The sequence below is a fragment of the Microbaculum marinisediminis genome (assembly GCF_025397915.1).
GTDB classification, from domain to species: domain Bacteria; phylum Pseudomonadota; class Alphaproteobacteria; order Rhizobiales; family Tepidamorphaceae; genus Microbaculum; species Microbaculum marinisediminis.
Window position 1 is genome coordinate 169,043 of the sequence record NZ_JALIDZ010000001.1, and the last position, 22,166, is coordinate 191,208.

The window sequence follows — 22,166 nt, forward strand, 5'->3', positions numbered from 1 at the left end:
CTACCAGACCAGCCGCGACATCACCGCGCGCGGCCAGACGTCGGCCTGCCGGAAGGAGGCCTCCAGTCCCGGCAGGTCGAGCGCATCCTCACGGATCAGTTCGCTGCCGTGAATGCCCGAGGCGATGAACAGGGCATCCACGCCCGACCGCGCCGCGCCGGCGAGATCCGTGCGCAGGCTGTCGCCGATCGCCAGCACGCGCCCGCGCTCGACCGGACGGCCGGCCGCCGTCGCCAGGCGGGCAAGGGCCTCGTCGTAGATCGGCGGGTGCGGCTTGCCGGCCCATAGCACCCTGCCCCCCAACGCTTCGTAGGCATCGGCGAGCGCGCCGGCGCAGTAGAGCAGCTCGTCGCCGCGCTCGACCACGACATCGGGATTGGCGCACACCATCTCTACGTCGCGCGCGCGGAACGCGGCGAGCATGTCGGCATAGTCCTCGGGCGTCTCTGTGGTGTCGTCGAACAGGCCGGTATTGACCACCAGCTCGGCATCGTCGGCGCCGGTGAGCGGCATGTCGATCCCCTCGAACACCCCGAGGTCGCGTTCCGGCCCGAGATGGAAGGCCTTGCGGCCGGCCCGCTCGGCCAGCATCGCGTGCGTCAGGTCGCCCGAAGAGACGATATCGTCATAGGCATGGTGCGGCACCTTCAGGCCGTCGAGCATCGCGCGGATCGGCCCCGAGGGGCGCGGCGCGTTGGTGATCAGGACGACCCGGCCGCCGGCCTCGCGGAACCGGTGGAGCGCGTCGCAGGCGTCGGGCCAGGCGCGGACGCCATTGTGGACGACGCCCCAGATGTCGCAGAGGATACCGTCGTAGCGTTCCGCAAGATCGCGGAACCGCAACAGGATTTGCGGGTGCGGCCCGTTTGTCGGGCTGGTGTCTGACATTCAGTTTATCGTGGGTTTGCGGGCCGCCTGCGCGGCATCGGCGCGGACGATGCGCGGTGGCGAGAACAGGTTCCCTTGGGCGAATTTCACGTCGTAGTCAAGGATATCGACCACTTGCGACTCCGCCTCCACGCGCGTGGCGATCAGCGTGATGCCGTACCGGGCGAGCAGCTTGGCGAGGTCGGCGGCGTGGATGTGGGCGCTGGCCGATAGTGGCGGCTGCATCAGCGTGTCCGCGTCGATCTTGATGTATCGGACGCCGTGCTTGGCCAGGCGCGCGCCGTCGATATCGAGCCGGTTCACGTTGTCCAGCGAGAAGCGGAAGCCGAGTTCGGCGAGCGCGTCGAGATTGGCGAGCTCTATGGGACCGAGATCGTCGAAGGCGGCCTGCGTGAACTCGAAGACGATGGCCCCGGCGAGATTGCGGTTCTCGCCCATGAAATCCACGAACTGCTGGAAGAACTCGCCATCGCCCAGGGACCGGGCCGAGATGTTGCAGAAGATCCCGACATCGTTGTTCTTGCGGGCGATCTTGCGCAGGATCTGAACCGTGCGGAACAGCACGGCGTTGTCGATGATCGGCATGATGCCGGTGCGCTCGGCCAGCGGGATGAACTGCCGCGGCATCAGCGAGCGGCCGTCGTCGGTGCGCAGCCGCGCGAAGGCCTCGTAGTACCGCACCCGCCGTTGCGGCAGGGTGACGATCGACTGCAGGTGGATGAGCGGCCCGTGCTCCTCGACCGAGCGCCGCAGGATAGCCGCGGCGTCGGCATCCGACATGCCCGGGAACGCCGGGGACTCCTCGAGGGTCTCCGCCCGCCCGCCGATCTCCGCGCCGGCCAGCGCCCCCCTGGCGGCAGGCGCCGCGCTCTCGAGCGCCGAAACCGTCTCGGCGAGGCCGTCGAGCCGGTCCTCGATCTGGCGCATGTCGGTGACGATCGTCTCCACCCGTTCCTCGATCATGTCGTCGACACGCACCGTCAGCGTCGCCTCGATGTCGGCGATCCGCTGGTTAAGCCCAGCGATCTCGTCCTGGAACCGGCCGGAGACGCGCACGACCTCGCGTAGCTCGGCCTCGACGGCGGAACGCTCGCGGGCGCGCGCGGAGTAGAATTCGGCCAGCACCATGATCAGAAGCGCGGCGAAGCCGATCCAGCCAGCCTCGGCGACGCTCATGCCGGCGCGGGCATAGAGGATCGTCGCCAGCGACCCCGCGATCACCACCATGCAGAAGGCGACGAACCACGGCGACGGCGACGGCAGGACGGAGCGCGGCTCGTCCGGGCCTCTCAAGGTGTCCGCTTCGACCGGTGACGACACTGACATGCGGCGGATACTAGGTGATTCTCGCCGGCAAGTAGCGCGGTGCTTAACAAATCGTGTACGGGCCCGTCAGCAGCCCGCGCCGCCCGATACCGGGAACTTCAGCGTCGGCCGGCCGGCCTTCATGACCGTTACCTCGCCGGCGGAGACGGGAACGTCCTCGGGATCGGTTTCCTCGCCGAAATCGACCTCGACGACGACCCTGACCGTGTTGTCTGCGCTGTCGAATACCTGCCGCGGGTACTGGCCGAAGCCGATCGGCTCGCCGTCGGCGGTGGTGCGCGAGAAGGTGACGAGCGTACCGTCGATCAGCATCACCGCCGGCATGGGGCCGTTGGCGTCGTCACTGCCGCCGCCGGGCATGGCGTCGACGAAGACGATGTCCTCCTCGCCCTCGCGGCTGAGGAACAGGCCGCACCCGCTTTCGAACGGCAGCGCGGCCAGGTCGAGGACGCCGACATTCGGCATCTCGTCGGACGCCCCCTGGCCGGCGGGAACCGGCGTCGAGGTGGTGATCCGGGAGGAGTCCTTGGCCGGCTGCGCCGGCGCGGTCTCCTCCGCCATCTCGACGCCCACCCGGTCGAGGGCATCGGGAACGACCAACACATAGGCGACGCCGGCCGCAACCAGCACGGCGACGCCTATGACCAACATGCTCTTTATCGACATCGATTCCGATCCAGGTACCGCCGTGCGGTCAGCTCAGCTCGCCGAGCAGCTTGCCGAGCCCGTCAAACAGCCCGCCGATCTGATCGCGGGAGATGGTCAGCGGTGGCGACAGCGCGATGGTGTCGCCGGTGACGCGGATCATCATGTCATACTCGTGGAAGGCCCTGTCCATCGCCTCGTAGGCGCGGGCGCCGACGGCGCCGGGCCGCGACTCAAGGTCGATGGCCGCCACCAGGCCGATGGTGCGGATGTCGACGACATTCGGCTTGCCCTTCAGGCTCATGGCCGCGTCGGCCCACTCGCCCTCCAGTTCCCTGGCCCGGTCGAACAGGCCCTCGTCGAGATAGACGTCGAGGGTCGCCAGCCCCGCGGCCACCGCGATCGGATGGGCCGAGTAGGTGTAGCCGTGGAACAGCTCGATCACGTGCTCGGGGCCGTTCATGAAGGCATCGTAGACCGGCTTGCGCACGATCACGCCGCCCATGGGGACGGTGCCCGAGGTGACGCCCTTGGCGAAGGTGATCATGTCGGGGACGACGCCGTAGCGCTCGGCGGCGGTGCCGAAGCCGAGGCGGCCGAACGCGGTGATGACCTCGTCGAAGATCAGCAGGATGCCGTGCTTGTCGCAGATCTCGCGCAGCTTCCTGAGGTAGCCCTTGGGCGGCGGCAGCACGCCGGTGGAGCCGGCCATCGGCTCGACGACGACGGCGGCGATGGTGGAGGCGTCGTGCAGGGCGACGATCGATTCGAGATTGTCGGCCAGGTGCGCGCCCCATTCGGGCTCGCCGCGGGTGAAGGCCTGCTCGGCGCGGTTATAGGTGTGCGGCAGGTGGTCGACGCCGGTCAGGAGGCCGCCGAAGAACTTGCGGTTGTTGACGATGCCGCCGACCGAGATGCCGCCGAAACCGACGCCGTGATAGCCGCGCTCGCGGCCGATCAGGCGGGTCTTCGAGCCCTTGCCCTGGACGTTCCAGTAGGCGAGCGCGATCTTCAGAGCCGAATCAACGGCCTCGGAGCCGGAATTGGCGAAGAAGACGTGGTCGAGATCGGCCGGCGCCATCATGCCCAGACGGTTGGCCAGCGCGAAGGCCTTGGGATGGGCGAACTGGAAGGCCGGCGCGTAGTCGAGCTCGGCGGCCTGCTTCTGGATCGCCTCGACGATCGGCGCGCGGCCGTGGCCGGCGTTGCAGCACCACAGACCGGCGGTCGCATCGAGGACCGCGCGCCCGTCCGGGGTATAATAATGGACGTCCTTGGCGCGCGAGATCAGGCGCGGGTTCTTCTTGAACGCCCGATTCGGCGTGAACGGCATCCAGAAGGCTTCGAGATCGTTGGGCGACAGTTCCGCCGATGTGTCGATGTCATGCGCGACCGACATTGATGTGCTCCTTGAACGGATTTGGTTCTCGTTGGTGCAGCGCGCGGGACGATAGCAGAGGCCCGCGGGTCGGGAAACCACCCGAGCGGTGGCGCGGGCAACCGTTTCTTTACCCTAATTGCGGATTAATCGGGGCGTTCGCGGTCGTCAGTCTGCAGGAAAGCGAGGGGTTCGTCCGGTCATGGCATCGGCCGAAACAGATTCACCAGTCCATCGGGTTCTCGTCGTCGACCGCGATCCGGTCTTCCGGCGCTTCGTGCGCGAGGAAGTCGCATCGCGCTCGGGCCTGGCGCTCGACATCCTCGAAGCCGAAAGCTGGAGCGAGGCGCGCGCAGCCGCCGAGGCGCCGGTCGACGCCATCCTGTTCGGGATCGACGGCGCCAACGGCGAGCGGAGCGCCGATCTCGCCGCCGCCGCCGCAGAGGCGCCCGTCATAGCGATCAGCGGCACCGGATCGCTCGGCCTGGCGGTTGCCGCGATGCGGGCCGGCGCCGCCGACGTCCTGGTCCGGCCGACCCGACCCGAAGCCGTCGCCGAGGCGATCGAACGGACGCTGGAGCCGACGCCCAAGCAGCCCCTCGTTCCGACCGGGTCGGCGCGGCAGACGGCCCGCGCCCCGTCCACCGATTTCGAGCGGTTCATCGGCCATTCGGAGGTGATGCGCGGTGTTTTCGAGCTGATTTCCCGGGTGTCCCCTTCGAAAGCCCCGGTTTTCGTCACCGGCGAGAGCGGAACCGGCAAGGAACTGACCGCCGAGGCGGTGCATGGCCGGTCCGGACGTCCCGGCGCCTTCGTCGCGCTCAATTGCGGCGCGATCCCGCGCGATCTGATGGAAAGCGAGATTTTCGGCCACGTTCGCGGCGCCTTCACCAGCGCCAACGAGGACCGCGCCGGCGCCGCGGAGCTGGCCAATGGCGGCACGCTGTTCCTCGACGAAATCTGCGAAATGGCGCCGGACCTGCAGACAAAGCTCCTGCGCTTCATCCAAACGGGCACTTTGCGCCGGGTCGGCGACACCCAGTCCAGGCCCGTCGACGTGCGCTTCGTCTGCGCGACCAACCGCAACCCGGAGGCCGAAGTCGCCGCAGGCCGGTTCCGCGCCGACCTCTACTACCGCCTGCACGTGCTGCCAGTTCACCTGCCGCCGCTTCGCGAGCGGTGCGAGGACATCCTGCCGATCGCGGACGCGACGCTGCTGGCGTTCGCCGCCGAGGAAGGCCGCGGCTTCACACGGTTCGACGCGGAGGCCCGCGCCCTGCTCGTCCACTACGAGTGGCCCGGCAACGTGCGCCAACTGCAGAACGTCATCCGCCGCGCCGTCGTGATGAACGACGGGGACGAAATCACAGCCCCGATGCTGGCGATGGCGCTGGCCCGGGCCGGCCAGATCGGTGTCGAGGCGCCCGTCCGGAGCGCGGACGCCGGCAATCCGATCCAGCAATCCGGGACGATTGAGCCGTTCTGGCTGCAGGAACGGCGCATCATCGAGGATGCGCTCTCGGCCTTCGACGGCAATGTCGTCCAGGCCGCCGCCGCCCTGCAGATCAGCGCCTCCACCATCTACCGCAAGAAACAGGGCTGGACGGCAGACCGCCTGGTCGCGCACTCCGCGGCCTGATCGCGCACTTCGCAGGGTTCGCTTGCCGCGGCCCGTTTCCATGCGCCAATATGATTGCCGGATGCAGCGGCTGAGCGAAAAGGCCGTGCTTCGGGGGGTAAGATGATCCGTTTTCTCCGCAGCGCCCTGGTCGGCGCCATCGTGTCGTGGATCGCCGCGGCGCCCGCCATGGCGGACGAGGCCCTGAAGGCGCTGGCGGGCGAGGCTGAACAGGCCGCCGCCGCCGGCCGGACCCTGGAGGCGCTGGACCTCGCCGACCGGTTCGCCGAGGCCGTCTGGCAGACGGTCCCCCTCGCCTTCCGCAAGACCGCACTGGTCGATTCCGCGCCGACCGCGTTCGGCCGGGAAGAGCCGCGCGCGACCAACACCTACACGGTCGACGAGGAAATCCACATCTACGCCGAGCCGGTGGCCTTCGGCTGGGAGTCCACCGGCGAAGGTTACCGGACCGACCTGGTCGCCGACGTCAGGGTGGCGACGGCCGAAGGCAAGATCATCGTCGGCCACAAGGCGTTCGCGGAGTTCCAGATCGCATCGGCCGAGCGCGACGCGGACGTGTTCCTGGCTCTGACCTACGTGTTCGGCGGGCTCGGCCCCGGCGACTACGTGGTCACGACCACGCTCACGGACCGGGTCTACGGCAAGACGGCGGCGTTCTCGCTGCCGATCACGATCACGCGCGGCTAGCCGATCTCGACGTCGACGCGATCGGCATAGAAGGCGAGACAGCCGGCGATCTCCGCGACCGCCGCATAAGGCGTCTCGTAGGACCACGCCACGTTGCGGCCGGCATCCCCCAGGGCGGGGATCGTAAAATAGCAAGCCTCCCCCTTGAACGGGCAGTAGGTCAGGTGCTCGCTGGGCTCGAGCCGGTCCATCGCCGCATCCTCGCGCGGCAGGTAGTAGACCGGCGGATAATGAGCCTCCCGCATCACCAGGGCACGGTCGCTTTCGGCGACACGCTGCCCGCCGGCGATGACGGTGACATGCCGTCTGGCCGGTGAAATCGTGATCGGATGGTCGGGTCCGGGCAGTTTCATCGGATGCTCCCCATCGGACTTTCCAGTGAAGGGGGTCAGCCCTTGCCCTTGCCCTTGCCCTCCCGCTCCAGTCCGACCAGCGCGGCGCGGATCGGCGGCAAGCTGAGGGCGGCGATCGTCAGGACACCGTAAACCACGGCGAAGGTGAGCGACAATCCGACGGGCCCCTGCGACTGCATCGCCAAACCGGTGATCCAGGGTCCGATCAGGGCGCCGATTCCCCACATCACGCCGAACGCGGCGTTTGCCGCCACAAGGCGGATGCCGGTTAGATACTGGCCGATAAGGGTTATGGCGATCGTGTAGACGCCAAAGGCCGCTGCCCCCCAGAAGAACAGGAAGACATAGGTCAGGACATTGGACAGCGGCAGTAGCGGAAGCACGATGGCACCGGCGAACGCGGCGGCGGACAGCAGCGCCAGCAGAAGGCGGCGGTTCATCCGGTCGGCGAGCCAGCCGATCGGAAACTGCAGGATCACGTTGCCGGTCACCAGCACCGACAGGGTGATGATCGTCACCGTCTGGGTCTCGCCGCGACCGAACGCGTAGACGACCCACAGGGCGAAGGTCGCGGCATCGAAGAACGAAAACACCGCGACCGCCAGCAGCAGGACCGGGATCGCCAACATGACCCTCGGCAGTTCGCGGAACGGCACTTTCTCCATCGCCGGCACCGCCGTCCGGAGCCAAAGCACCGGCGCGCCCATGAGAAGGTAGATCGCAGCGACCGCACCGAAGGAGCCGGCACCCTGGTAGCCGAGCACCGGGACGAGTAGCGGGCCGAGCGCGAACAGAGCGGAAATCACGGTCGTGTAGGTACCGATGACACGGCCGCGAAACCGTTCCGGCGCCAGGACGTTGATCCACACCTCGCAGATGACGAACAGGGCGTTGGCGCCGACGCCGAGCAGGAAGCGCAGGATGCCCCAGATGACCAGATGTTCGGTCAGCCCCAGAAGCGTCATGGTCGCGGCGGTTCCCAGCAGCGACCAGACCGCAAGCCGCCAGGCGCCGAAACGCCCGGTGAGCCACGGCAGCATGACCGAGCAGACGAGGACGCCGAGGCCCTGGATCGCCGCCAGCACGCCGATCGTCACGGTCGACACGCCGCGCTCCTCGAGATTGAGGGCAATGGCGGGATAGATGTAGCCGACCGACAGCGCGAATGCGCCGATCACCGCCATGACGGCGGCCAACGCGGGCAACGGCAGGGCCGTATCGGCTCGAGTATCGGTCAAAGGGCCTGCCATCGCCTTAGGCTCGCATGCGAACGGAATACTCGCGATAGACGAAGGTCGACGGCGGCGCAATCCGAATCCATCGGCCGTCCGATTCCCGCAGTTCGCGAACAGCTTGGCCCGTCGCGCGCGACCGGTGTTAGGGTTGTGAAGGGAAAGCGGATTGCCGATTCGCAAGTTGGGGGAACGGACGGTCGATGCGGGAGAACGACGAGAACGGCACCTGGACCAGACCCCTTCGCATCCATCTCGGGCTTGTCTTCGTGGTCCTGCTGATCGCTATCGCCGGGCCGATGCTCTGGCTGTCCTACGACCGCGGGCACGATGCGGCCTACGAGGCCATCGACCTCGAAATGGCGTCGGTCTCCGAGCGCATCGTCGATCATTACCGCATCGCGTTCGCCGACAAGCTGGCGATGGCGCAACTGGCGGCCGGGCTGGACGACATGGCGACGTCGCCACCGGCCAGCCTCGACGAAAAGCGCGGCTTTTTGTTCGAGACCATCGCACTCGCGCCGGACCTGGACGGCATCTTCGTAGGATATCCCGACGGCCGCTTCCTGCGCCTGGTGAGCCTGCGCGAAGGTTCCCCCTGGCGGGCGCCGCTGGACGCACCGGAAGACGCCGTCGCGGCTATGGAGATGATCATCCCCGACGCGGCGGGCGATCCGACCGTGCGCTGGACGTTTCTCGGCGCCGATGGCGAACCGACCTCGTTCATCCCGGCCAGGCCGACGGACTTCGATCCGCGCACGCGGATCTGGTATCGCGAGGCGACCCAGGCGACAGGGCCGATCGCCACCGAGCCTTACTTCATGCCGTTCAGCGGCGCCTACGTGAAGACCATCGCACTCAAGCACAAGACCGATCCGGGCGTGGTGATCGCCGCCGACGTTCTCATGGATACCGTGGCGCGTTTCCTGGACGAGGAGCGGGTGTCGCCGAACGCGCATTCCTACATCTTCGATCCGGACGGCAAGCTGATCGTCCACTCCGACCCGGTCCTGATGGCCGAACTCATCGAGATCGCCAACGGTCAACGCGGCGACGACCATGTCGACCTCGCCGAGCACGACCCGCTGCTTAATCAGGTCGGCGACGCGCTGAAGACCTCCCGCAGCGGCCGGACGCATTTCGCGCACGCCGGAAAGGTCTACGAGGTACTGCTCGCGCCGATCGATTTCCTCTCGACGTTCGCGGGCTACACCATCGCGGTCGCCGCGCCGCGAAGCGACTTCACGGCCGACGTCGAAAGGGGGCTGCATCAGGGGCTCGCGATCGGCATCGGCGTCCTGGGGCTCGGGATCGCCATCACCGTCATCATTTCCCGGCTGATCAGCCGGTCGCTGACGACGCTCACCGGACAAGCGTTGCGGCTGAGGGATTTCGATTTTTCCGAGCCCCCGCCCCTGCGCTCGCGGATCTCGGAAATCGTCACGCTGAACGGCGCACTCGCCTCCGCGCGCATCGCGATAAGCTCGTTCGGGCTTTACGTGCCGAAGGAACTCGTCCGCCGCATCGTCGATTCGGGCCTGTTCGACCGGCGTGCCGCGGTGCGGGAGACCGTCACCGTCATGTTCACCGACATCAAGGATTTCACGACGATCTCGGAGCAGAACGCGCCGGAGACCGTCGTCTCCATGCTGTCGGACTATTTCGAGTTGCTCAATGGCTGCGTGGACGCGAACAACGGGACGATCGTCCAGTTCCTGGGCGATTCCATCAACGCGATGTGGAACGCGCCCGTCGCCTCGCCCGACCATGCGCGGGACGCCTGCCGCTGCGCCCTGCAGATGAAGGAGGCGCTGGCGGCGTTCAACGCCGCGCAGCGTGCCGCGGGAAAGCCCGAACTGATCACACGCATCGGCATCCATACCGGGCCGGCGGTGGTCGGCAACGTCGGGGCCGAGGACCGGCTCCAATATACGGCGATGGGCGATACCGTGAACGTCGCCTCGCGGCTGGAAGGGATGAACAAGGAGCTCGGCACCGCAATCCTCGTCAGCAGGCAGACATACGATCTGTGTGCAGGTGAGCCGGGCGCAGGCAATCTGGCCGCAGACAAAATCGACTTCACCGCGCGGGGCGAAGTTCAGGTAAAAGGGCGGTCAGAGCCGCTCGAGGTGTTCGAGCCGCGCCGCATCGTCACGCCGGCGCAAAGCGGAACGTAGACAGGAGACCTGGTACATGATCGTCGAGATGGTCAGCTTCGAAGCCCCCGAGGGCATGAGCAACGATGACATCGTCGCGGACGCGCGCGGCGTCGTCGCCCATTGGCAGGCCAACCCCGATCTCGTCCGCAAGCATTTCGTGCGCGCCGCGGACGGAAAGCTCGCCGGCATCTATGTCTGGCCGAACAAGGAAGCAGCGCGCAAGGCGCACGACGCCGCCTGGATTGCCCGGTTCAAGGACCGCACGGGCACGGAGCCGACCTTCGCCTATTTCGACCTGTTCATGGTGATCGACAACGAGGCGGGCACGGTCAGCGAGTTCCCCCTTCCCTAACATACTCCCGCCGCGCTCACGCTACGGCAGGGCTGGCATGCGCCGTCGGCGATAGGCGGCCGGTGCGCGCCGTGCTATTGGCGGTGAGAAACGTCTTCGAGGGCCCCCGATCATGTCCGACGCGACCGGCCGCACGGCGGACACCGCCGCGTCCATGCGCCCTGCCCTCGTGGTGGCGCTGTCCATCTTCCTGCTGTCGGGCATGGACGCCATCGTAAAAGGGTTCGGTCCGGAATCTTCGATCCTGCAGATCGTCTGGCTGCGCTACGTGATGGGCGCGGCGTTCGCGTTCGTCGTCTTCTTGGCGACGGGACCGCACCGGATCACCCGGCAATCGCTCAAGTCCAACGGCCTGCGCGCCTCGGTGATGATCGTCGCCGCCGGATCGTTCTTCTACGCCATCACGCGGATGCCACTGGTCGAAGCGGTGACGCTGTCCTTCACCGCGCCGATCTTCATGATCCTGATCGCCAGGCTGATCCTCGGCGAACCGGTCACCACACGGGCGATCGGGGCCGTCGGCCTCGGCTTCGTCGGCATCGTCGTCGTCGTCGCCGGAGACTTCGGCTCGGGTCAGGCGCTGACGCCGGCCGGGATCGCGGCGGCGCTGTTGTCGGCGATCGCCTACGCGCTCGGCATCGTGCTTCTGCGCAAGCACTCCGCCCACGACGCCATCCCCGTGCTGATCTTCATGCAGGCGATCCTCGCCGCCATCGTCCTGACGCCGGTCGGGATCGCGACCTGGACCGGGATCGGCATGCACGACCTGATCGCGTTCGTCGTGGTCGGGCTACTCGGCACCACCGGGCACCTGCTGATCGCCTGGGGGTTCAAGCACGCCGAGGCCGGCCGGCTGGCGCCGCTGGAATACACCAATCTGCTGTGGGCGACCGCGTTCGCGATGCTGTTCTTCCAGGAACGGCCCGGTCCGGCCACCTATCTGGGCGCGGCGCTGATCATTCTCGCCTGCCTGATCGCCACCCGTCCGGGGTGGCCGATCTTCCCGCGGCGGCGCTATACGGCGCCGGGAGACTGACCCCGGGACGACCGTATCGGCCGTTCCGGCGGCTCCGCCCCTTGACAGTCCCACGCCCCCAACTTATCTCGTTCGGCGACTGCTGGCACTCATCAATCGAGAGTGCTAACAGCCGTCCCAAACACTCTGTGAACCCGTGGCTCCGCGAAGAGAGCCGCACAATTTGGAGGGTACTTTACATGCACTTTCGTCCTCTGCACGACCGTGTGCTTGTGAAGCGCATTAGCGAAGAAGAGAAGACCGCGGGCGGCATCATCATCCCGGACACCGCCAAGGAAAAGCCGAGCGAAGGCGAAGTCGTCGCCGTCGGCCCGGGCGGCCGGGACGAGGCCGGCAAGCGTACCGCGATGGATGTCAAGGCAGGCGATCGGATCCTGTTCGGCAAGTGGTCTGGCACCGAGGTGAAGGTCGATGGTCAGGATTACCTGATCATGAAAGAGTCCGACATCATGGGCGTCATCGAAACCAAGGCTGCGAAGAAGAAAGCCGCGTGACCTGACGGGTCGCTGCGGTTTTTTTATTTCTGCGCAAGCACTTAACAGAGGTAGCAAGAAATGGCTGCGAAAGAAGTCAAATTTTCCCGCGATGCCCGTGAGCGCATGCTCAACGGCGTCGACATCCTCGCCAACGCGGTGAAGGTGACGCTGGGCCCGAAGGGCCGCAACGTCGTTCTCGAGAAGTCGTTCGGCGCGCCGCGCATCACCAAGGACGGTGTGACGGTCGCCAAGGAGATCGAGCTCGAGGACAAGTTCGAGAACATGGGCGCCCAGATGGTGCGCGAGGTGGCGTCGAAGACCAACGACATCGCCGGTGACGGCACCACCACCGCGACCGTTCTCGCCCAGTCGATCGTGCGCGAAGGCGCCAAGGCGGTTGCCGCCGGCATGAACCCGATGGATCTCAAGCGCGGCGTCGACATGGCCGTGGAAGAGGCCGTCGCGAACCTCCAGAAGCGCTCGAAGAAGATCAAGACCTCCGAGGAAGTCGCCCAGGTCGGCACGATCTCGGCGAACGGCGACCGCGAGATCGGCGACATGATCGCCGAGGCCATGCAGCGCGTCGGCAACGAGGGCGTGATCACGGTCGAGGAAGCCAAGTCGCTCGAGACCGAGCTCGAGGTCGTCGAGGGCATGCAGTTCGATCGCGGCTATCTCTCGCCGTACTTCATCACCAACGCCGAGAAGATGGTCTGCGACCTCGAGGATCCCTACATCCTCCTGCACGAGAAGAAGCTGTCGAACCTTCAGGCGATGCTTCCCGTTCTCGAATCGGTCGTTCAGTCCAGCCGTCCGCTGCTGATCATCGCCGAGGACGTCGAGGGCGAGGCCCTGGCCACGCTCGTCGTCAACAAGCTGCGCGGTGGCCTGAAGGTCGCGGCCGTGAAGGCGCCGGGCTTCGGTGACCGCCGCAAGGCCATGCTCGAGGACATCGCCACCCTGACGGGCGGCCAGGTGATCTCCGAGGACCTCGGCATCAAGCTCGAGAACGTCACCCTCGACATGCTGGGCAAGGCGAAGACGGTCAACATCACCAAGGAAGAGACCACCATCGTCGACGGCGCCGGCAAGAAGAAGGACATCGAGGGCCGCGTCGGCCAGATCAAGGCCCAGATCGAGGAGACCACCTCCGACTACGATCGCGAGAAGCTGCAGGAGCGGCTGGCGAAGCTCGCCGGCGGCGTCGCGGTGATCCGTGTCGGCGGTGCCACCGAGATCGAGGTGAAGGAGAAGAAGGACCGCGTCGACGACGCCCTCAACGCCACCCGCGCGGCGGTCGAGGAAGGCATCGTTCCCGGCGGCGGCATCGCTCTTCTGCGCGCCAAGGCCGCGGTTTCCAAGCTGTCTTCGGACAACGCCGACATCCAGTCCGGCATCAACATCGTGCTGAAGGCGCTGGAAGCCCCGATCCGGCAGATCGTCGAGAACGCCGGTGTCGAAGGCTCGATCGTGGTCGGCAAGGTGCTGGAGACGAAGGGCGACACCTTCGGCTTCAACGCCCAGACCGAAGAGTATGGCGACATGGTCGCCCAGGGCATCATCGACCCGACCAAGGTCGTTCGCACCGCCCTGCAGGACGCCGCTTCGGTTGCCGGCCTGCTGATCACCACCGAGGCGATGGTTGCCGAGCTTCCCAAGAAAGAAGCCGCGGCTCCGGCCATGCCTGGTGGCGGCATGGGCGGCATGGACTTCTAAGAAGTCTCCCGCTTATCGCAGATACGAGGGGCGGCCTCCGGGCCGCCCCTTTTGTTTTGGCGCATTCCCCTTCCCTGCATACCCGTCCCCCGCATACAACTGGTTGCACCCGGTTTCTAACTCTGGTTGAATTTGCCCTAGGGGAAGTCCTATGGACGGGGGCCGGGCCGATGAAGGCGCGATCGCACCGGCGGTTGGCATTCGCTGCCGCATTCACGGTTGCGCTCGCCGCGACGCCCGGAGCGGCTTCCGAAACCCGTTCGCCGCGCTGGCACCTGTTCTTCGGTCTCGATGGCGCAGAGGACTCCTACTTCGGACATGGCGGCCTGGTCTGGGCGCCGGTCGGCGACCTCGACCACACGGGCTGGCGGCTCAGGGCCAGCGTCAACGGCGGCCAGTTCAACTACCTCGCTGGAACCGTGGATATCACCGGCCGCCTGCTGTCGGCGGAGGTGATGCCGGGCTTCCAGTGGATCGGCGGCAACATGGGACTGACGGTCTACGGCGGGCCGACCGTTCAGGACCAGACGACCGAGCCCTACGATCCGGGCAAGACGCGACAGGGCACGCGCCTTGGCGCCAAGGTGCTGGTCGAGGGCTGGCTGCGGCTGACCGACACGACGATCCTCAACGGATCGGCCTGCTACGCCACAGCCGCGGAGACCTATTGCGCCAGGATCGCCGCGAGTGTCGACGTGGCGCCGAACATCAGTCTCGAACCGGAGATCGCCGCCTTCGGCGAGCCGGGCTACGACCAGCAGCGCTACGGCCTTCTCGTGGGATTCCGGCCATCGCCCGCCATGCAGATCAAGGCCGGCGGCGGCTGGGCCGTGGAGCCGGATGCCGACGGGCCCTATGTCGCCGTGCAGGTCAAGATATGGAAATGATCGCAATCGGCAGTCAGCGCGGAACGGCCGGGCCGCGCCCGGCCACCAGCCGGAATCCCGCCCACACGATCAACACGATCATCACGATCGCCGCCAGCGAGACACCGATATCGCCCCACAGGCCAAGGGGCAGATCGAGGGACGTGGCGACAACCGCGCCGATCGAGGCGGCGAACACGCCGGTGAACGCCACGCTGACCGGCATGACCACGGGCTCGTTGTCGAGCCATTTCGGCCTGGCCGGCGAACAGTAGACCCGCTGGACGGTCATGAACGCCACTTCCACCACGGCGAGCGCGACAACAGAGAGAAGAAAGACCATCGCCGGAACCCCGGATAGGGGACAAGCGTCCCGTTGCGCGAGACGCCCTCGCGCTCGGCTCGAGGCGGAATTTCCGGCTTTCGCAGGGCGCCTCCCGGACCGTTACGTGCCCACCGGAGGCGCTTTTCAGGCCGGACGCTCCGTCCGACACGTCAGATACTGCGCCTGGGTTCCGGCTTTCGCAAGCCCGCCCATGGGGGCGCAAAAATAAAATCCGTCGCCTCTTTCAAACCGAACTTCTTCGACAAATATGATTGCAGCGTCGGCGCCGTTGCGCCCGCCCCGCGGCCCGAAAGGCGCGTGGATCCCCGAAGGAACCGTTTTCGATGTCCACCCCGTTGGAACCTGCCGGGCCGTCGCGTCCGGCTGCGACCGTCCTCGCGATCGCAATCCTCAACACGATCGGAATGACGATCCTGTTCGGCTCCGAAATCGGTTTCGTCGCGCTTGCGCTGGACTGGTCGGCCGCCGGGCTACTGCACCTGCCGCCGGAGATCTACCTGCCGCTCGGCGTCATCCCGATGGCCTGCGCCCTCGTCGCCACGGCCTGGATCGCCAAACGGACGTGGGCCTACGAAACCGGCCGCGTCGTTGACTAGCCCTCCAGACGCTGCATCACCTTGTCGTAGAGCGGATTGCGGGCCTGGAACACGTACTCGGCCTGAGTGACGCCGACCGTGTGGGCGCCCTGCTCGCGCAGGTATTCGGCCAGGGGATGGATCGCGCCGACCGGACAGTGCAGAACGAGCGGTCCGCTTTTCTCCACGCCGTAGGGAGCCTCGCAGCCGAAGCGTCCGATCACGCCCTCCGCGATCTTGCGCGCATCACCCGGGACAACGGCACGAACCTCGCGGATGGTGCGGGCCCGCTCTTCCGCGGCGATCCGGTCGAGAAGGCTCTTCAGCGCGCGGCGCTGCCGGCCGTTCCATGCCGCCTTCAGGGACGCGACCAGATTGGCCTCGCTCTTCAGGATGACGCCGTCATCGAGGATCTTCAGCGCGTTGGCGGCGAGCGTCGCGCCGGTCGTCGTGATGTCGACGATCAGGTCCGCCGCGCCGGACGCCGGCGTGCCTTCCGTGGCCCCCAGGCTCTCGACGATCAGATAGTCGCCGACCGCGTGCTCTGCGAAGAACGCGCGCGTCAGGTTCACGTATTTGGTCGCGACGCGCAGCCTGCGGCCGTGGCGGGCATGGAACCCCTGCGCCACGTCGTCGAGGTCCGCCATGGTGCGCACGTCGATCCACATCTGCGGCACGGCGACGACCACGTTGGCGCCGCCGAAGCCGAGCGGGGTGACGAGCGCGACCGCCTTGTCGGCATCTGGGATCACCTCGCGAACGAGATCCTCGCCGGTAATGCCCAGATGGACGGCACCGACGCCGATCTCGCGCGTGATCTCGGAGGCCGACAGGAACAGCACCTCGACGCCGGGTACGCCGTCGATCACGCCGCGATAGTCGCGGGCGCCGCGAGAGCGCTTCACGGCAAGACCGGCGCGGGCGAAGAACCTGTCGGCGTTTTCCTGCAAGCGCCCCTTCGAAGGCACGGCGATCAGCAGCGTTTCGCTCATGCCGGCTCCTCCCCGACGAGACGGTCGATCCAGATGGCGCATCCCACGGCAGGGACCTCCCGCGGCGCGCCCAGAAGACTCAACAGTTTGTCGTAGCGACCGCCGCCGACGACCTGGCCCGCCTCTCGGTGCGCCGGATCGTAGATTTCGAACACGAAGCCCGTGTAGTAATCGAGCCGGCGGCCAAACTCGGCGGAAAAGGTGACCCGCTCCAGCGACACACCGCGCTCGACCATGGTCAGGAACCGGCGGGCGAGACCGACAAGCTGGTCGTTCACGTCGAGACCGGCGCCATCGGCGATCTCGGTGAAATCCTTCAACGCCGCTTCGGGCTCGCCGCGCACAGCGGCAACGCGGGTCAGCACGTCGCGGGCCTTTTCGTCGAGGCCCCGGCCGTCGGCAAGCTCGGCCTGTTCCAGCAGGCGCTCGGCGATCTCCTGCGGGCTGCGGCCGCCGATCGGCGCGATGCCGGCAACCGCCACCATCTCCTCGACCGCGGCACGCGCCGCTTCCGGATCGGTACGCGCAAGACCGGCAAGGAACGCGTGGCGCTTGTCGTTTGCGGCTAGAGGCGCCGGCTTGCCCGACAGGACTTCGGCAAGCCCGCCGGGCCGGCCGAAGGCGGCACGCAGGCGGCGCGGCCACGGCTCGGGCAGCTCAAGGGCGGCGACGAAGGCCATGAACAGGCTCGGATCGCCCAGCCTGATCTCGGGATCGCTCAAGCCGAAACGGCTGACGGCATCGAGCGACAGGGCGACGATCTCGGCGTCGGCGTGATCGCGATCCTCGATGCCGTAGAGCTCGATGCCGGCCTGGATGAATTCGCCCGGCGTGCCCTGCTGGGGACGGTAGCGGAACACCGGCCCGAGATAGGAATAGCCGGCGGCCTTGTCGGCGGCAGAACCGGCGAGATGATCGAGGCTGACGGGGATCGTGTAATCGGGCCTAAGGCATAGCTCGTGGCCGGAGGGATCCTGCACGAGATAGAGCCGGCGGCGAATGTCCTCGCCCGACATCTCGAGGAACACCGAGGCCGGCTGCAGGATCGGCGGATCGACGCGATTGAGTCCGCGCTCGGCGAAGAACGCGAGCAGCGCGTCAAGGCTTTTGTCTTTGTCGGCGGGCCGGATCATCGGTCTTGGTCCGATTTCGCGGGGTTATTTAAGCGAATACGAAAGAGTCGCAGCCTTTTAGCAGGCGCGTGCGCGGAAGGCGACAGGCTGGCCTGCCGCATTGGCGCTAGCAGTGTCGGCCGACGATTTCGCGAACGGTGTCGACGAGGTTCGCGACCTCCGCCTCGACCTGGGCGGGCCGCGCCTCCTTCCACTCGGCATGATCCTCGATCGCCTCGGCCAGACGGGCGCCCTCGATCAGGTCCTTGATCTGGACGATACCGCGTTCGCGCTCGTCCGAGCCCTGGATGACCACGCAAGGGGCGTTGCGGCGATCGGCGTATTTCATCTGCGCCTTCATGCCGGAGGTTCCCAGATACATCTCGGCGCGGATGCCGGCGGCGCGCAGGTCGGCCACCATCTTCTGGTAGTCGGCGATGCGGTCGCGGTCCATCACCAGGACGACGACCGGACCAAGCGCCGTCCTGTCCTCGACGCGGCCGAGCGCCGACAGCGCGGCGAGAAGACGGCTGACACCGATCGAAAACCCGGTCGCCGGGGTGTCCTCGGGGCGGAAACGGCCGACGAGGCCGTCATAGCGCCCGCCGCCGGCGACGGAACCGAAGCGGGCCTTCTCGCCCTTCTCGTTGACCGTCTCGAAGGTCAGCTCCACCTCGTAGACCGGGCCGGTGTAGTATTCCAGGCCGCGGACGACGGAGGGGTCGATCTTCACGCGGTTCTCGTAGCCCGCGGCATCGACGAGTCCGCCGATCTCGGCCAGCTCCGCGACGCCCTCGGCGCCTCGGGCACTGCCCTCCACCGCGGCCGCGAGATTGGCCAGGGTCTCCTCGAAGGTCGCGCCGCCGGCGGACACGAACCCGAGCACCCGGGCGATCTGACCGTCTTCCAGACCCGCGCCCTTGGTGAAGTCGCCGCTTTCGTCCTTGCGTCCGGGGCCGAGCAGGAGCCGCACGCCATCCGGCCCAAGGCGGTCGAGCTTGTCGATCGCCCGCAGCACGGTCAGTCGCTTGCCGGCGTTCTCGTCGCCCGCGAGGCCGACAGCCTCCATCACGCCGTCGAGCACCTTGCGGTTGTTCACGCGGACGACGTAGTCGCCACGCGGGATGCCCAGCTCCTCCATGACGTCGGCGGCCATCATGCAGATTTCGGCATCGGCGGCGACCGACGCGGAGCCGACGGTGTCGGCATCGAACTGCATGAACTGCCGGAAGCGCCCCGGCCCCGGCTTCTCATTCCGGAAAACGTAGCCGTAGCGATAGCTGCGATAGGGTTTGGGCAGGCGGTCGAAGTTCTCGGCGACGTAGCGGGCGAGCGGCGCGGTCAGGTCGTAGCGCAGGCTCAGCCATTGCTCGTCGTCGTCCTGGAAGGAGAACACGCCCTCGTTCGGCCGGTCCTGGTCGGGCAGGAACTTGCCCAACGCCTCGGTATATTCGACTGCCGGGGTCTCGACCGGATCGAAGCCGTAGCGCTCGAAGACATGACCGATCGTCTCCAGCATGGCGCGGGTGGCGCGCAGGGTGCCGGTGTCATGATCCTGGAAACCGCGTGGAAGCCGCGGCTTTAGGCGATCCGCCTTGTCGGTCTTTGCCATCGATAAACGCCATGAAACACGAGGAGAAACGCCCGCTATCACGCGGGCGCGGCCCTACCTAGATCATCGGCGCCGATACGGCAAGGCGGAGCCCCGGGTCCCGGCGGCAACGCCGGTCAGTCGAACAGGGCGTCGATGTCGTCCTGGGAGGCGACGCCGGAGTCGTCCTCAAGCGCCGGGCCGTGCATGATCGTGCCTTCGTCCCGCGTGCTTTGCGGAAGGACGAAGGCCTCCAGATCGCTCCACAGCGCCATCATCGTGTCGACGCGCTCCTCGATGAAGCGCAGGGTATTGACGACCTTGGTGATGCGCTGGCCGGTCAGATCCTGGAAGTTGCAGGCTTCGAAGATCTTGACGGTTTGATCGCGGATGTCGTCGAGCAGATCGATACTCTCGCCGTCCTTCAGACGGGCGCTGAGGTCGTTGGCGTCGTTGTCGATGTGCTCGGCGGCCTGAAGCAGTTGCTCGGTCGCCTGCTCCGTGCCCTTCACGACCGCATCAAGTTGATCGGTGACGCTGTGGATGTCCCTGCCGCCCGGTCCGGCATGGAGCGCGGCAAGCTCCAGCTTCGTCGTGTTGATGGCGTGCTGGACCGACTCCATTTCGATGCGCAGCTGACGGGCCTCGTCGGCACGGCCGCGGTAATCCTCGACGATTTCCTGGGAAACCATCTGTTCGGTATTGCCGATCGAGGCGCGGATGTCGGCGAGCGCGTCCATGATCTCGCGAAACTTGTCGCCGTCGCTGCCGCCCCCGGCGCCGCCGGTGCCACCGCCGTCGCCACCCCTGCCGCCCTGTTCCTGGGTCATTTCGATGCGAAAGCGTCGCGCCGCGGAAGCCATTTCACTGCCTCGTCTCAACCTAAGTTCGAGTTCGCAATTTGACGATCGCGCCTTAATGAACCGTTCCCGGCTTCCGTGACGAGATCCGACTGCGCATTGCTGAACGGGCGATGAACCAGAGGTTCAATACGGGTTCAGCAGCCCTCGCACATCCTTTGTCTCGACGAACGGCGACAGACCCGCCGTCGGCGCAGTTCGAAGGAGAGCACCATGACCGCCAAGACTACCCTCCGCCGCATCGCCGGATTCGCCGTCGGCGCAGCCATCGTTATGACCCTGCCGCTGACCGCGGCAGCCGGCCAGGCGCAGTCCGAAGTCGCCACCCCGCGCGTCGCCGTCCCGCATGTACCCGCCCCCGGCGGCGGTGCCGACATGGCCGGCTGCTGGTCGTCACAGCGGCTGATCTACGGCCCCTATGCCTTCTCGTTCTGCAGCAACGGGCGCTATGGCAGCTACCGGGTGCGTGGCGGCGGGCTGGCCTGCGAGGGCAACGTGACCGTCAGCCCTGGACGCGGCGGCACCGCCACCGTGCGGCTGAGCCGCAGCCGCTGCAACGGGCGTACCGACTGGAGCGCCGACTACCTCGTCTGCCGCAGCGTCGGCGGTGGTGGTGTGGGCTACGGAAACGGCGGATACGGGCAGTACGGGACACGCGGCTATCGACCCGAGGTCGCCGTGCCGCGCGCACCGACCCCACGCTATCCGCGCGTCCCCATTCCCGCCGGCCGCCTCGACTGCACCTACTATCCGACGGTCGCCGGCTATCACCCGATCGACCTGGCAATGGTCCGCAACTAACGTCCCCGCTCCCACGCGGCCGCCAGGCTGCCGGCGGGCACGGTTTTCCATCACCGTGCCCGTCTCCGCTACATTAACGCCGCGTCAACCACTTCGGCAGATGCCGCCTCACCGTGAAGTCCGATTTACCATTCGCTCGCCGGTCTCCGCCTACCCTCGCCTCCCTGACGGGGAAAGTGTGTATCTCCCCGCATCACGACGAAATGTAGAGCGAGTACGTCGATGAAACGCCTTCTCTTCGCGACGGCCCTAGTCGCCGCCGGAGCGGCCAGCCCCGCCGTCGCCAGCCAGTACGACAACAGCAAGATGCCGTTTCCCGCCCTGATGAACGCCCTGTTCGGCGAGCAGACCGCATCCACCGAACGCCGCCTGGATCCTTCGCGCCCGACCTACCAGCAGCCACAATCCGCCCAGCCAAAAAGATCCTACAGGCAGCCCGGCGAACCCGCCCGGAGCGCGCGCACCGTCAGACAGCCTTCCGGCTTCGTGCAGCCCGGCCAACGGCTGCCGAGCTATTCGGGCATGACCACGGCGCCTAGCGGGAGCCGAAACGTCTCCGCGATTCAGCCGCCCCCGCGCACGCGCGTGGACACCAGGCGCCAGCTGCCGCAATTCAATACAGCCTTCGCTCCGAAAGTCGTCTCGTACAACGGTCCGGAGAGGCCCGGCACTATCGTGATCAACACGAACGAGCGGTTTCTGTACCTCGTCCAGAACGACGGCACCGCTATGCGCTACGGCGTCGGCGTCGGCCGGCCCGGCTTCGAGTGGGCCGGCACCCACAAGATCACCCGCAAGGCCGAATGGCCCGGCTGGACGCCGCCGGCAGCGATGAAGAAGCGCCAGCCCGGCCTGCCGGACCACATGCCCGGCGGCCCCAACAACCCGCTCGGCGCCCGCGCCATGTATCTGGGTTCGACGCTCTACCGCATCCACGGCTCCAACGAACCCTGGACCATCGGCCGTGCGGTATCCTCGGGCTGCATCCGGATGCGGAACGAGGATGTGATCGACCTTTACGAGAGGGTCGGCGTCGGCACCGCGGTCAAGGTGATCTGACTCAAAGCCGGACGGACCGGCGACAGGATTTACAGGGGGAAGACGTCAAAGGCGGGCGGTCCGATCAACGGGCCGCC

The 22,166-nt window shown here is 67.0% G+C and carries 22 protein-coding genes; 11 read left to right on the forward strand and 11 right to left on the reverse strand.

Annotated features, from left to right (window positions below):
- The 4 genes from MUB46_RS00855 to aptA form a co-directional block, all read right to left on the reverse strand.
- Positions 1–888, reverse strand: a complete 888-nt coding sequence (locus MUB46_RS00855; RefSeq protein WP_261613965.1) for a TIGR01459 family HAD-type hydrolase — start codon at positions 886–888, stop codon at positions 1–3.
- Positions 889–2,214: an EAL domain-containing protein gene (locus tag MUB46_RS00860; RefSeq protein ID WP_261613966.1), complete on the reverse strand. Its 1,326-nt coding sequence runs from the start codon at positions 2,212–2,214 to the stop codon at positions 889–891.
- 66 nt (positions 2,215–2,280) lie between these two features.
- Positions 2,281–2,880, reverse strand: coding sequence for a hypothetical protein (locus MUB46_RS00865; protein WP_261613967.1), 600 nt, complete (start codon positions 2,878–2,880; stop codon positions 2,281–2,283).
- Between the two features lie 28 nt (positions 2,881–2,908).
- Positions 2,909–4,258, reverse strand: coding sequence for an omega-aminotransferase AptA (gene aptA / locus MUB46_RS00870; RefSeq protein ID WP_261613968.1), 1,350 nt, complete (start codon positions 4,256–4,258; stop codon positions 2,909–2,911).
- A gap of 181 nt (positions 4,259–4,439) precedes the next feature.
- Here aptA and MUB46_RS00875 point away from each other — a divergent pair, with 181 nt between their 5' ends.
- Both MUB46_RS00875 and MUB46_RS00880 read left to right on the forward strand, forming a co-directional pair.
- On the forward strand, positions 4,440–5,876 hold the full coding sequence (locus tag MUB46_RS00875) for a sigma-54 interaction domain-containing protein (RefSeq protein ID WP_261613969.1): 1,437 nt from the start codon (positions 4,440–4,442) through the stop codon (positions 5,874–5,876).
- Between the two features lie 102 nt (positions 5,877–5,978).
- On the forward strand, positions 5,979–6,563 hold the full coding sequence (locus tag MUB46_RS00880) for a hypothetical protein (protein ID WP_261613970.1): 585 nt from the start codon (positions 5,979–5,981) through the stop codon (positions 6,561–6,563).
- On the opposite strand, the gene MUB46_RS00885 is transcribed toward MUB46_RS00880, so the two are convergent.
- Both MUB46_RS00885 and MUB46_RS00890 read right to left on the reverse strand, forming a co-directional pair.
- Positions 6,560–6,916 (reverse strand): DUF427 domain-containing protein, encoded by a 357-nt coding sequence (locus tag MUB46_RS00885; protein WP_261613971.1) that lies wholly within the window; start codon positions 6,914–6,916, stop codon positions 6,560–6,562. The genes MUB46_RS00880 and MUB46_RS00885 overlap by 4 nt on opposite strands.
- Before the next feature lie 35 nt (positions 6,917–6,951).
- A complete protein-coding gene (locus MUB46_RS00890; RefSeq protein ID WP_261613972.1) occupies positions 6,952–8,154 on the reverse strand; it encodes an MFS transporter in 1,203 nt (400 codons plus the stop codon).
- Positions 8,155–8,351: 197 nt separating this feature from the next.
- Between MUB46_RS00890 and MUB46_RS00895 the strand changes: the two genes are divergently transcribed.
- The 6 genes from MUB46_RS00895 (at position 8,352) to bcsS (ending at position 14,774) form a co-directional block, all read left to right on the forward strand.
- On the forward strand, positions 8,352–10,325 hold the full coding sequence (locus MUB46_RS00895; protein ID WP_261613973.1) for an adenylate/guanylate cyclase domain-containing protein: 1,974 nt from the start codon (positions 8,352–8,354) through the stop codon (positions 10,323–10,325).
- A 16-nt stretch (positions 10,326–10,341) separates the two neighbouring features.
- Positions 10,342–10,659: a hypothetical protein gene (locus MUB46_RS00900; protein ID WP_261613974.1), complete on the forward strand. Its 318-nt coding sequence runs from the start codon at positions 10,342–10,344 to the stop codon at positions 10,657–10,659.
- Positions 10,660–10,771: 112 nt separating this feature from the next.
- The gene (locus MUB46_RS00905; RefSeq protein WP_261613975.1) at positions 10,772–11,695 is read left to right on the forward strand and encodes a DMT family transporter; all 924 of its coding nucleotides are present in this window, start codon (positions 10,772–10,774) and stop codon (positions 11,693–11,695) included.
- Positions 11,696–11,874: 179 nt separating this feature from the next.
- The gene (gene groES / locus MUB46_RS00910; protein ID WP_261613976.1) at positions 11,875–12,189 is read left to right on the forward strand and encodes a co-chaperone GroES; all 315 of its coding nucleotides are present in this window, start codon (positions 11,875–11,877) and stop codon (positions 12,187–12,189) included.
- Positions 12,190–12,249: 60 nt separating this feature from the next.
- Positions 12,250–13,887: a chaperonin GroEL gene (gene groL, locus MUB46_RS00915; RefSeq protein ID WP_261613977.1), complete on the forward strand. Its 1,638-nt coding sequence runs from the start codon at positions 12,250–12,252 to the stop codon at positions 13,885–13,887.
- 170 nt (positions 13,888–14,057) lie between these two features.
- The gene (gene bcsS, locus MUB46_RS00920; RefSeq protein ID WP_261613978.1) at positions 14,058–14,774 is read left to right on the forward strand and encodes a cellulose biosynthesis protein BcsS; all 717 of its coding nucleotides are present in this window, start codon (positions 14,058–14,060) and stop codon (positions 14,772–14,774) included.
- Between the two features lie 13 nt (positions 14,775–14,787).
- Here the strand turns inward: bcsS and MUB46_RS00925 are convergent, their stop codons facing one another.
- Entirely contained in the window at positions 14,788–15,096 is a 309-nt protein-coding gene (locus MUB46_RS00925; RefSeq protein ID WP_261613979.1) for a hypothetical protein, read from the reverse strand.
- 326 nt (positions 15,097–15,422) lie between these two features.
- Here MUB46_RS00925 and MUB46_RS00930 point away from each other — a divergent pair, with 326 nt between their 5' ends.
- A complete protein-coding gene (locus MUB46_RS00930; protein ID WP_261613980.1) occupies positions 15,423–15,695 on the forward strand; it encodes a hypothetical protein in 273 nt (90 codons plus the stop codon).
- On the opposite strand, the gene hisG is transcribed toward MUB46_RS00930, so the two are convergent.
- The 4 genes from hisG to MUB46_RS00950 form a co-directional block, all read right to left on the reverse strand.
- Entirely contained in the window at positions 15,692–16,666 is a 975-nt protein-coding gene (gene hisG, locus MUB46_RS00935) for an ATP phosphoribosyltransferase (protein WP_261613981.1), read from the reverse strand. The two genes, MUB46_RS00930 and hisG, sit on opposite strands and share 4 nt — an antisense overlap.
- Positions 16,663–17,799, reverse strand: coding sequence for an ATP phosphoribosyltransferase regulatory subunit (locus MUB46_RS00940; protein ID WP_261613982.1), 1,137 nt, complete (start codon positions 17,797–17,799; stop codon positions 16,663–16,665). Before MUB46_RS00940 ends, hisG begins: the two co-directional genes overlap by 4 nt.
- A gap of 106 nt (positions 17,800–17,905) precedes the next feature.
- A complete protein-coding gene (gene hisS, locus MUB46_RS00945; RefSeq protein ID WP_261613983.1) occupies positions 17,906–19,390 on the reverse strand; it encodes a histidine--tRNA ligase in 1,485 nt (494 codons plus the stop codon).
- Positions 19,391–19,506: 116 nt separating this feature from the next.
- Positions 19,507–20,232, reverse strand: coding sequence for a protein phosphatase CheZ (locus MUB46_RS00950; protein ID WP_261613984.1), 726 nt, complete (start codon positions 20,230–20,232; stop codon positions 19,507–19,509).
- Positions 20,233–20,442: 210 nt separating this feature from the next.
- Between MUB46_RS00950 and MUB46_RS00955 the strand changes: the two genes are divergently transcribed.
- Both MUB46_RS00955 and MUB46_RS00960 read left to right on the forward strand, forming a co-directional pair.
- Positions 20,443–21,030 (forward strand): hypothetical protein, encoded by a 588-nt coding sequence (locus MUB46_RS00955; RefSeq protein ID WP_261613985.1) that lies wholly within the window; start codon positions 20,443–20,445, stop codon positions 21,028–21,030.
- Between the two features lie 222 nt (positions 21,031–21,252).
- The gene (locus MUB46_RS00960; RefSeq protein WP_261613986.1) at positions 21,253–22,089 is read left to right on the forward strand and encodes a L,D-transpeptidase; all 837 of its coding nucleotides are present in this window, start codon (positions 21,253–21,255) and stop codon (positions 22,087–22,089) included.
- The last annotated feature ends 77 nt before the right edge of the window (positions 22,090–22,166 follow it).

Excerpts from the sequence above, each read along its gene's own strand:
- MUB46_RS00930 (WP_261613980.1), top strand. The coding sequence starts at position 15,423 with ATGTCCACCCCGTTGGAACCTGCCGGGCCGTCGCGTCCGGCTGCGACC.
- bcsS (WP_261613978.1), top strand. The coding sequence starts at position 14,058 with ATGAAGGCGCGATCGCACCGGCGGTTGGCATTCGCTGCCGCATTCACG.
- hisG (WP_261613981.1), bottom strand. The coding sequence starts at position 16,666 with ATGAGCGAAACGCTGCTGATCGCCGTGCCTTCGAAGGGGCGCTTGCAG.
- groES (WP_261613976.1), top strand. The coding sequence starts at position 11,875 with ATGCACTTTCGTCCTCTGCACGACCGTGTGCTTGTGAAGCGCATTAGC.
- MUB46_RS00905 (WP_261613975.1), top strand. The coding sequence starts at position 10,772 with ATGTCCGACGCGACCGGCCGCACGGCGGACACCGCCGCGTCCATGCGC.
- MUB46_RS00875 (WP_261613969.1), top strand. The coding sequence starts at position 4,440 with ATGGCATCGGCCGAAACAGATTCACCAGTCCATCGGGTTCTCGTCGTC.
- MUB46_RS00860 (WP_261613966.1), bottom strand. The coding sequence starts at position 2,214 with ATGTCAGTGTCGTCACCGGTCGAAGCGGACACCTTGAGAGGCCCGGAC.
- MUB46_RS00855 (WP_261613965.1), bottom strand. The coding sequence starts at position 888 with ATGTCAGACACCAGCCCGACAAACGGGCCGCACCCGCAAATCCTGTTG.
- aptA (WP_261613968.1), bottom strand. The coding sequence starts at position 4,258 with ATGTCGGTCGCGCATGACATCGACACATCGGCGGAACTGTCGCCCAAC.
- MUB46_RS00925 (WP_261613979.1), bottom strand. The coding sequence starts at position 15,096 with ATGGTCTTTCTTCTCTCTGTTGTCGCGCTCGCCGTGGTGGAAGTGGCG.
- MUB46_RS00950 (WP_261613984.1), bottom strand. The coding sequence starts at position 20,232 with ATGGCTTCCGCGGCGCGACGCTTTCGCATCGAAATGACCCAGGAACAG.
- MUB46_RS00885 (WP_261613971.1), bottom strand. The coding sequence starts at position 6,916 with ATGAAACTGCCCGGACCCGACCATCCGATCACGATTTCACCGGCCAGA.
- MUB46_RS00900 (WP_261613974.1), top strand. The coding sequence starts at position 10,342 with ATGATCGTCGAGATGGTCAGCTTCGAAGCCCCCGAGGGCATGAGCAAC.
- hisS (WP_261613983.1), bottom strand. The coding sequence starts at position 19,390 with ATGGCAAAGACCGACAAGGCGGATCGCCTAAAGCCGCGGCTTCCACGC.
- groL (WP_261613977.1), top strand. The coding sequence starts at position 12,250 with ATGGCTGCGAAAGAAGTCAAATTTTCCCGCGATGCCCGTGAGCGCATG.
- MUB46_RS00955 (WP_261613985.1), top strand. The coding sequence starts at position 20,443 with ATGACCGCCAAGACTACCCTCCGCCGCATCGCCGGATTCGCCGTCGGC.
- MUB46_RS00960 (WP_261613986.1), top strand. The coding sequence starts at position 21,253 with ATGAAACGCCTTCTCTTCGCGACGGCCCTAGTCGCCGCCGGAGCGGCC.
- MUB46_RS00895 (WP_261613973.1), top strand. The coding sequence starts at position 8,352 with ATGCGGGAGAACGACGAGAACGGCACCTGGACCAGACCCCTTCGCATC.
- MUB46_RS00880 (WP_261613970.1), top strand. The coding sequence starts at position 5,979 with ATGATCCGTTTTCTCCGCAGCGCCCTGGTCGGCGCCATCGTGTCGTGG.
- MUB46_RS00940 (WP_261613982.1), bottom strand. The coding sequence starts at position 17,799 with ATGATCCGGCCCGCCGACAAAGACAAAAGCCTTGACGCGCTGCTCGCG.
- MUB46_RS00865 (WP_261613967.1), bottom strand. The coding sequence starts at position 2,880 with ATGTCGATAAAGAGCATGTTGGTCATAGGCGTCGCCGTGCTGGTTGCG.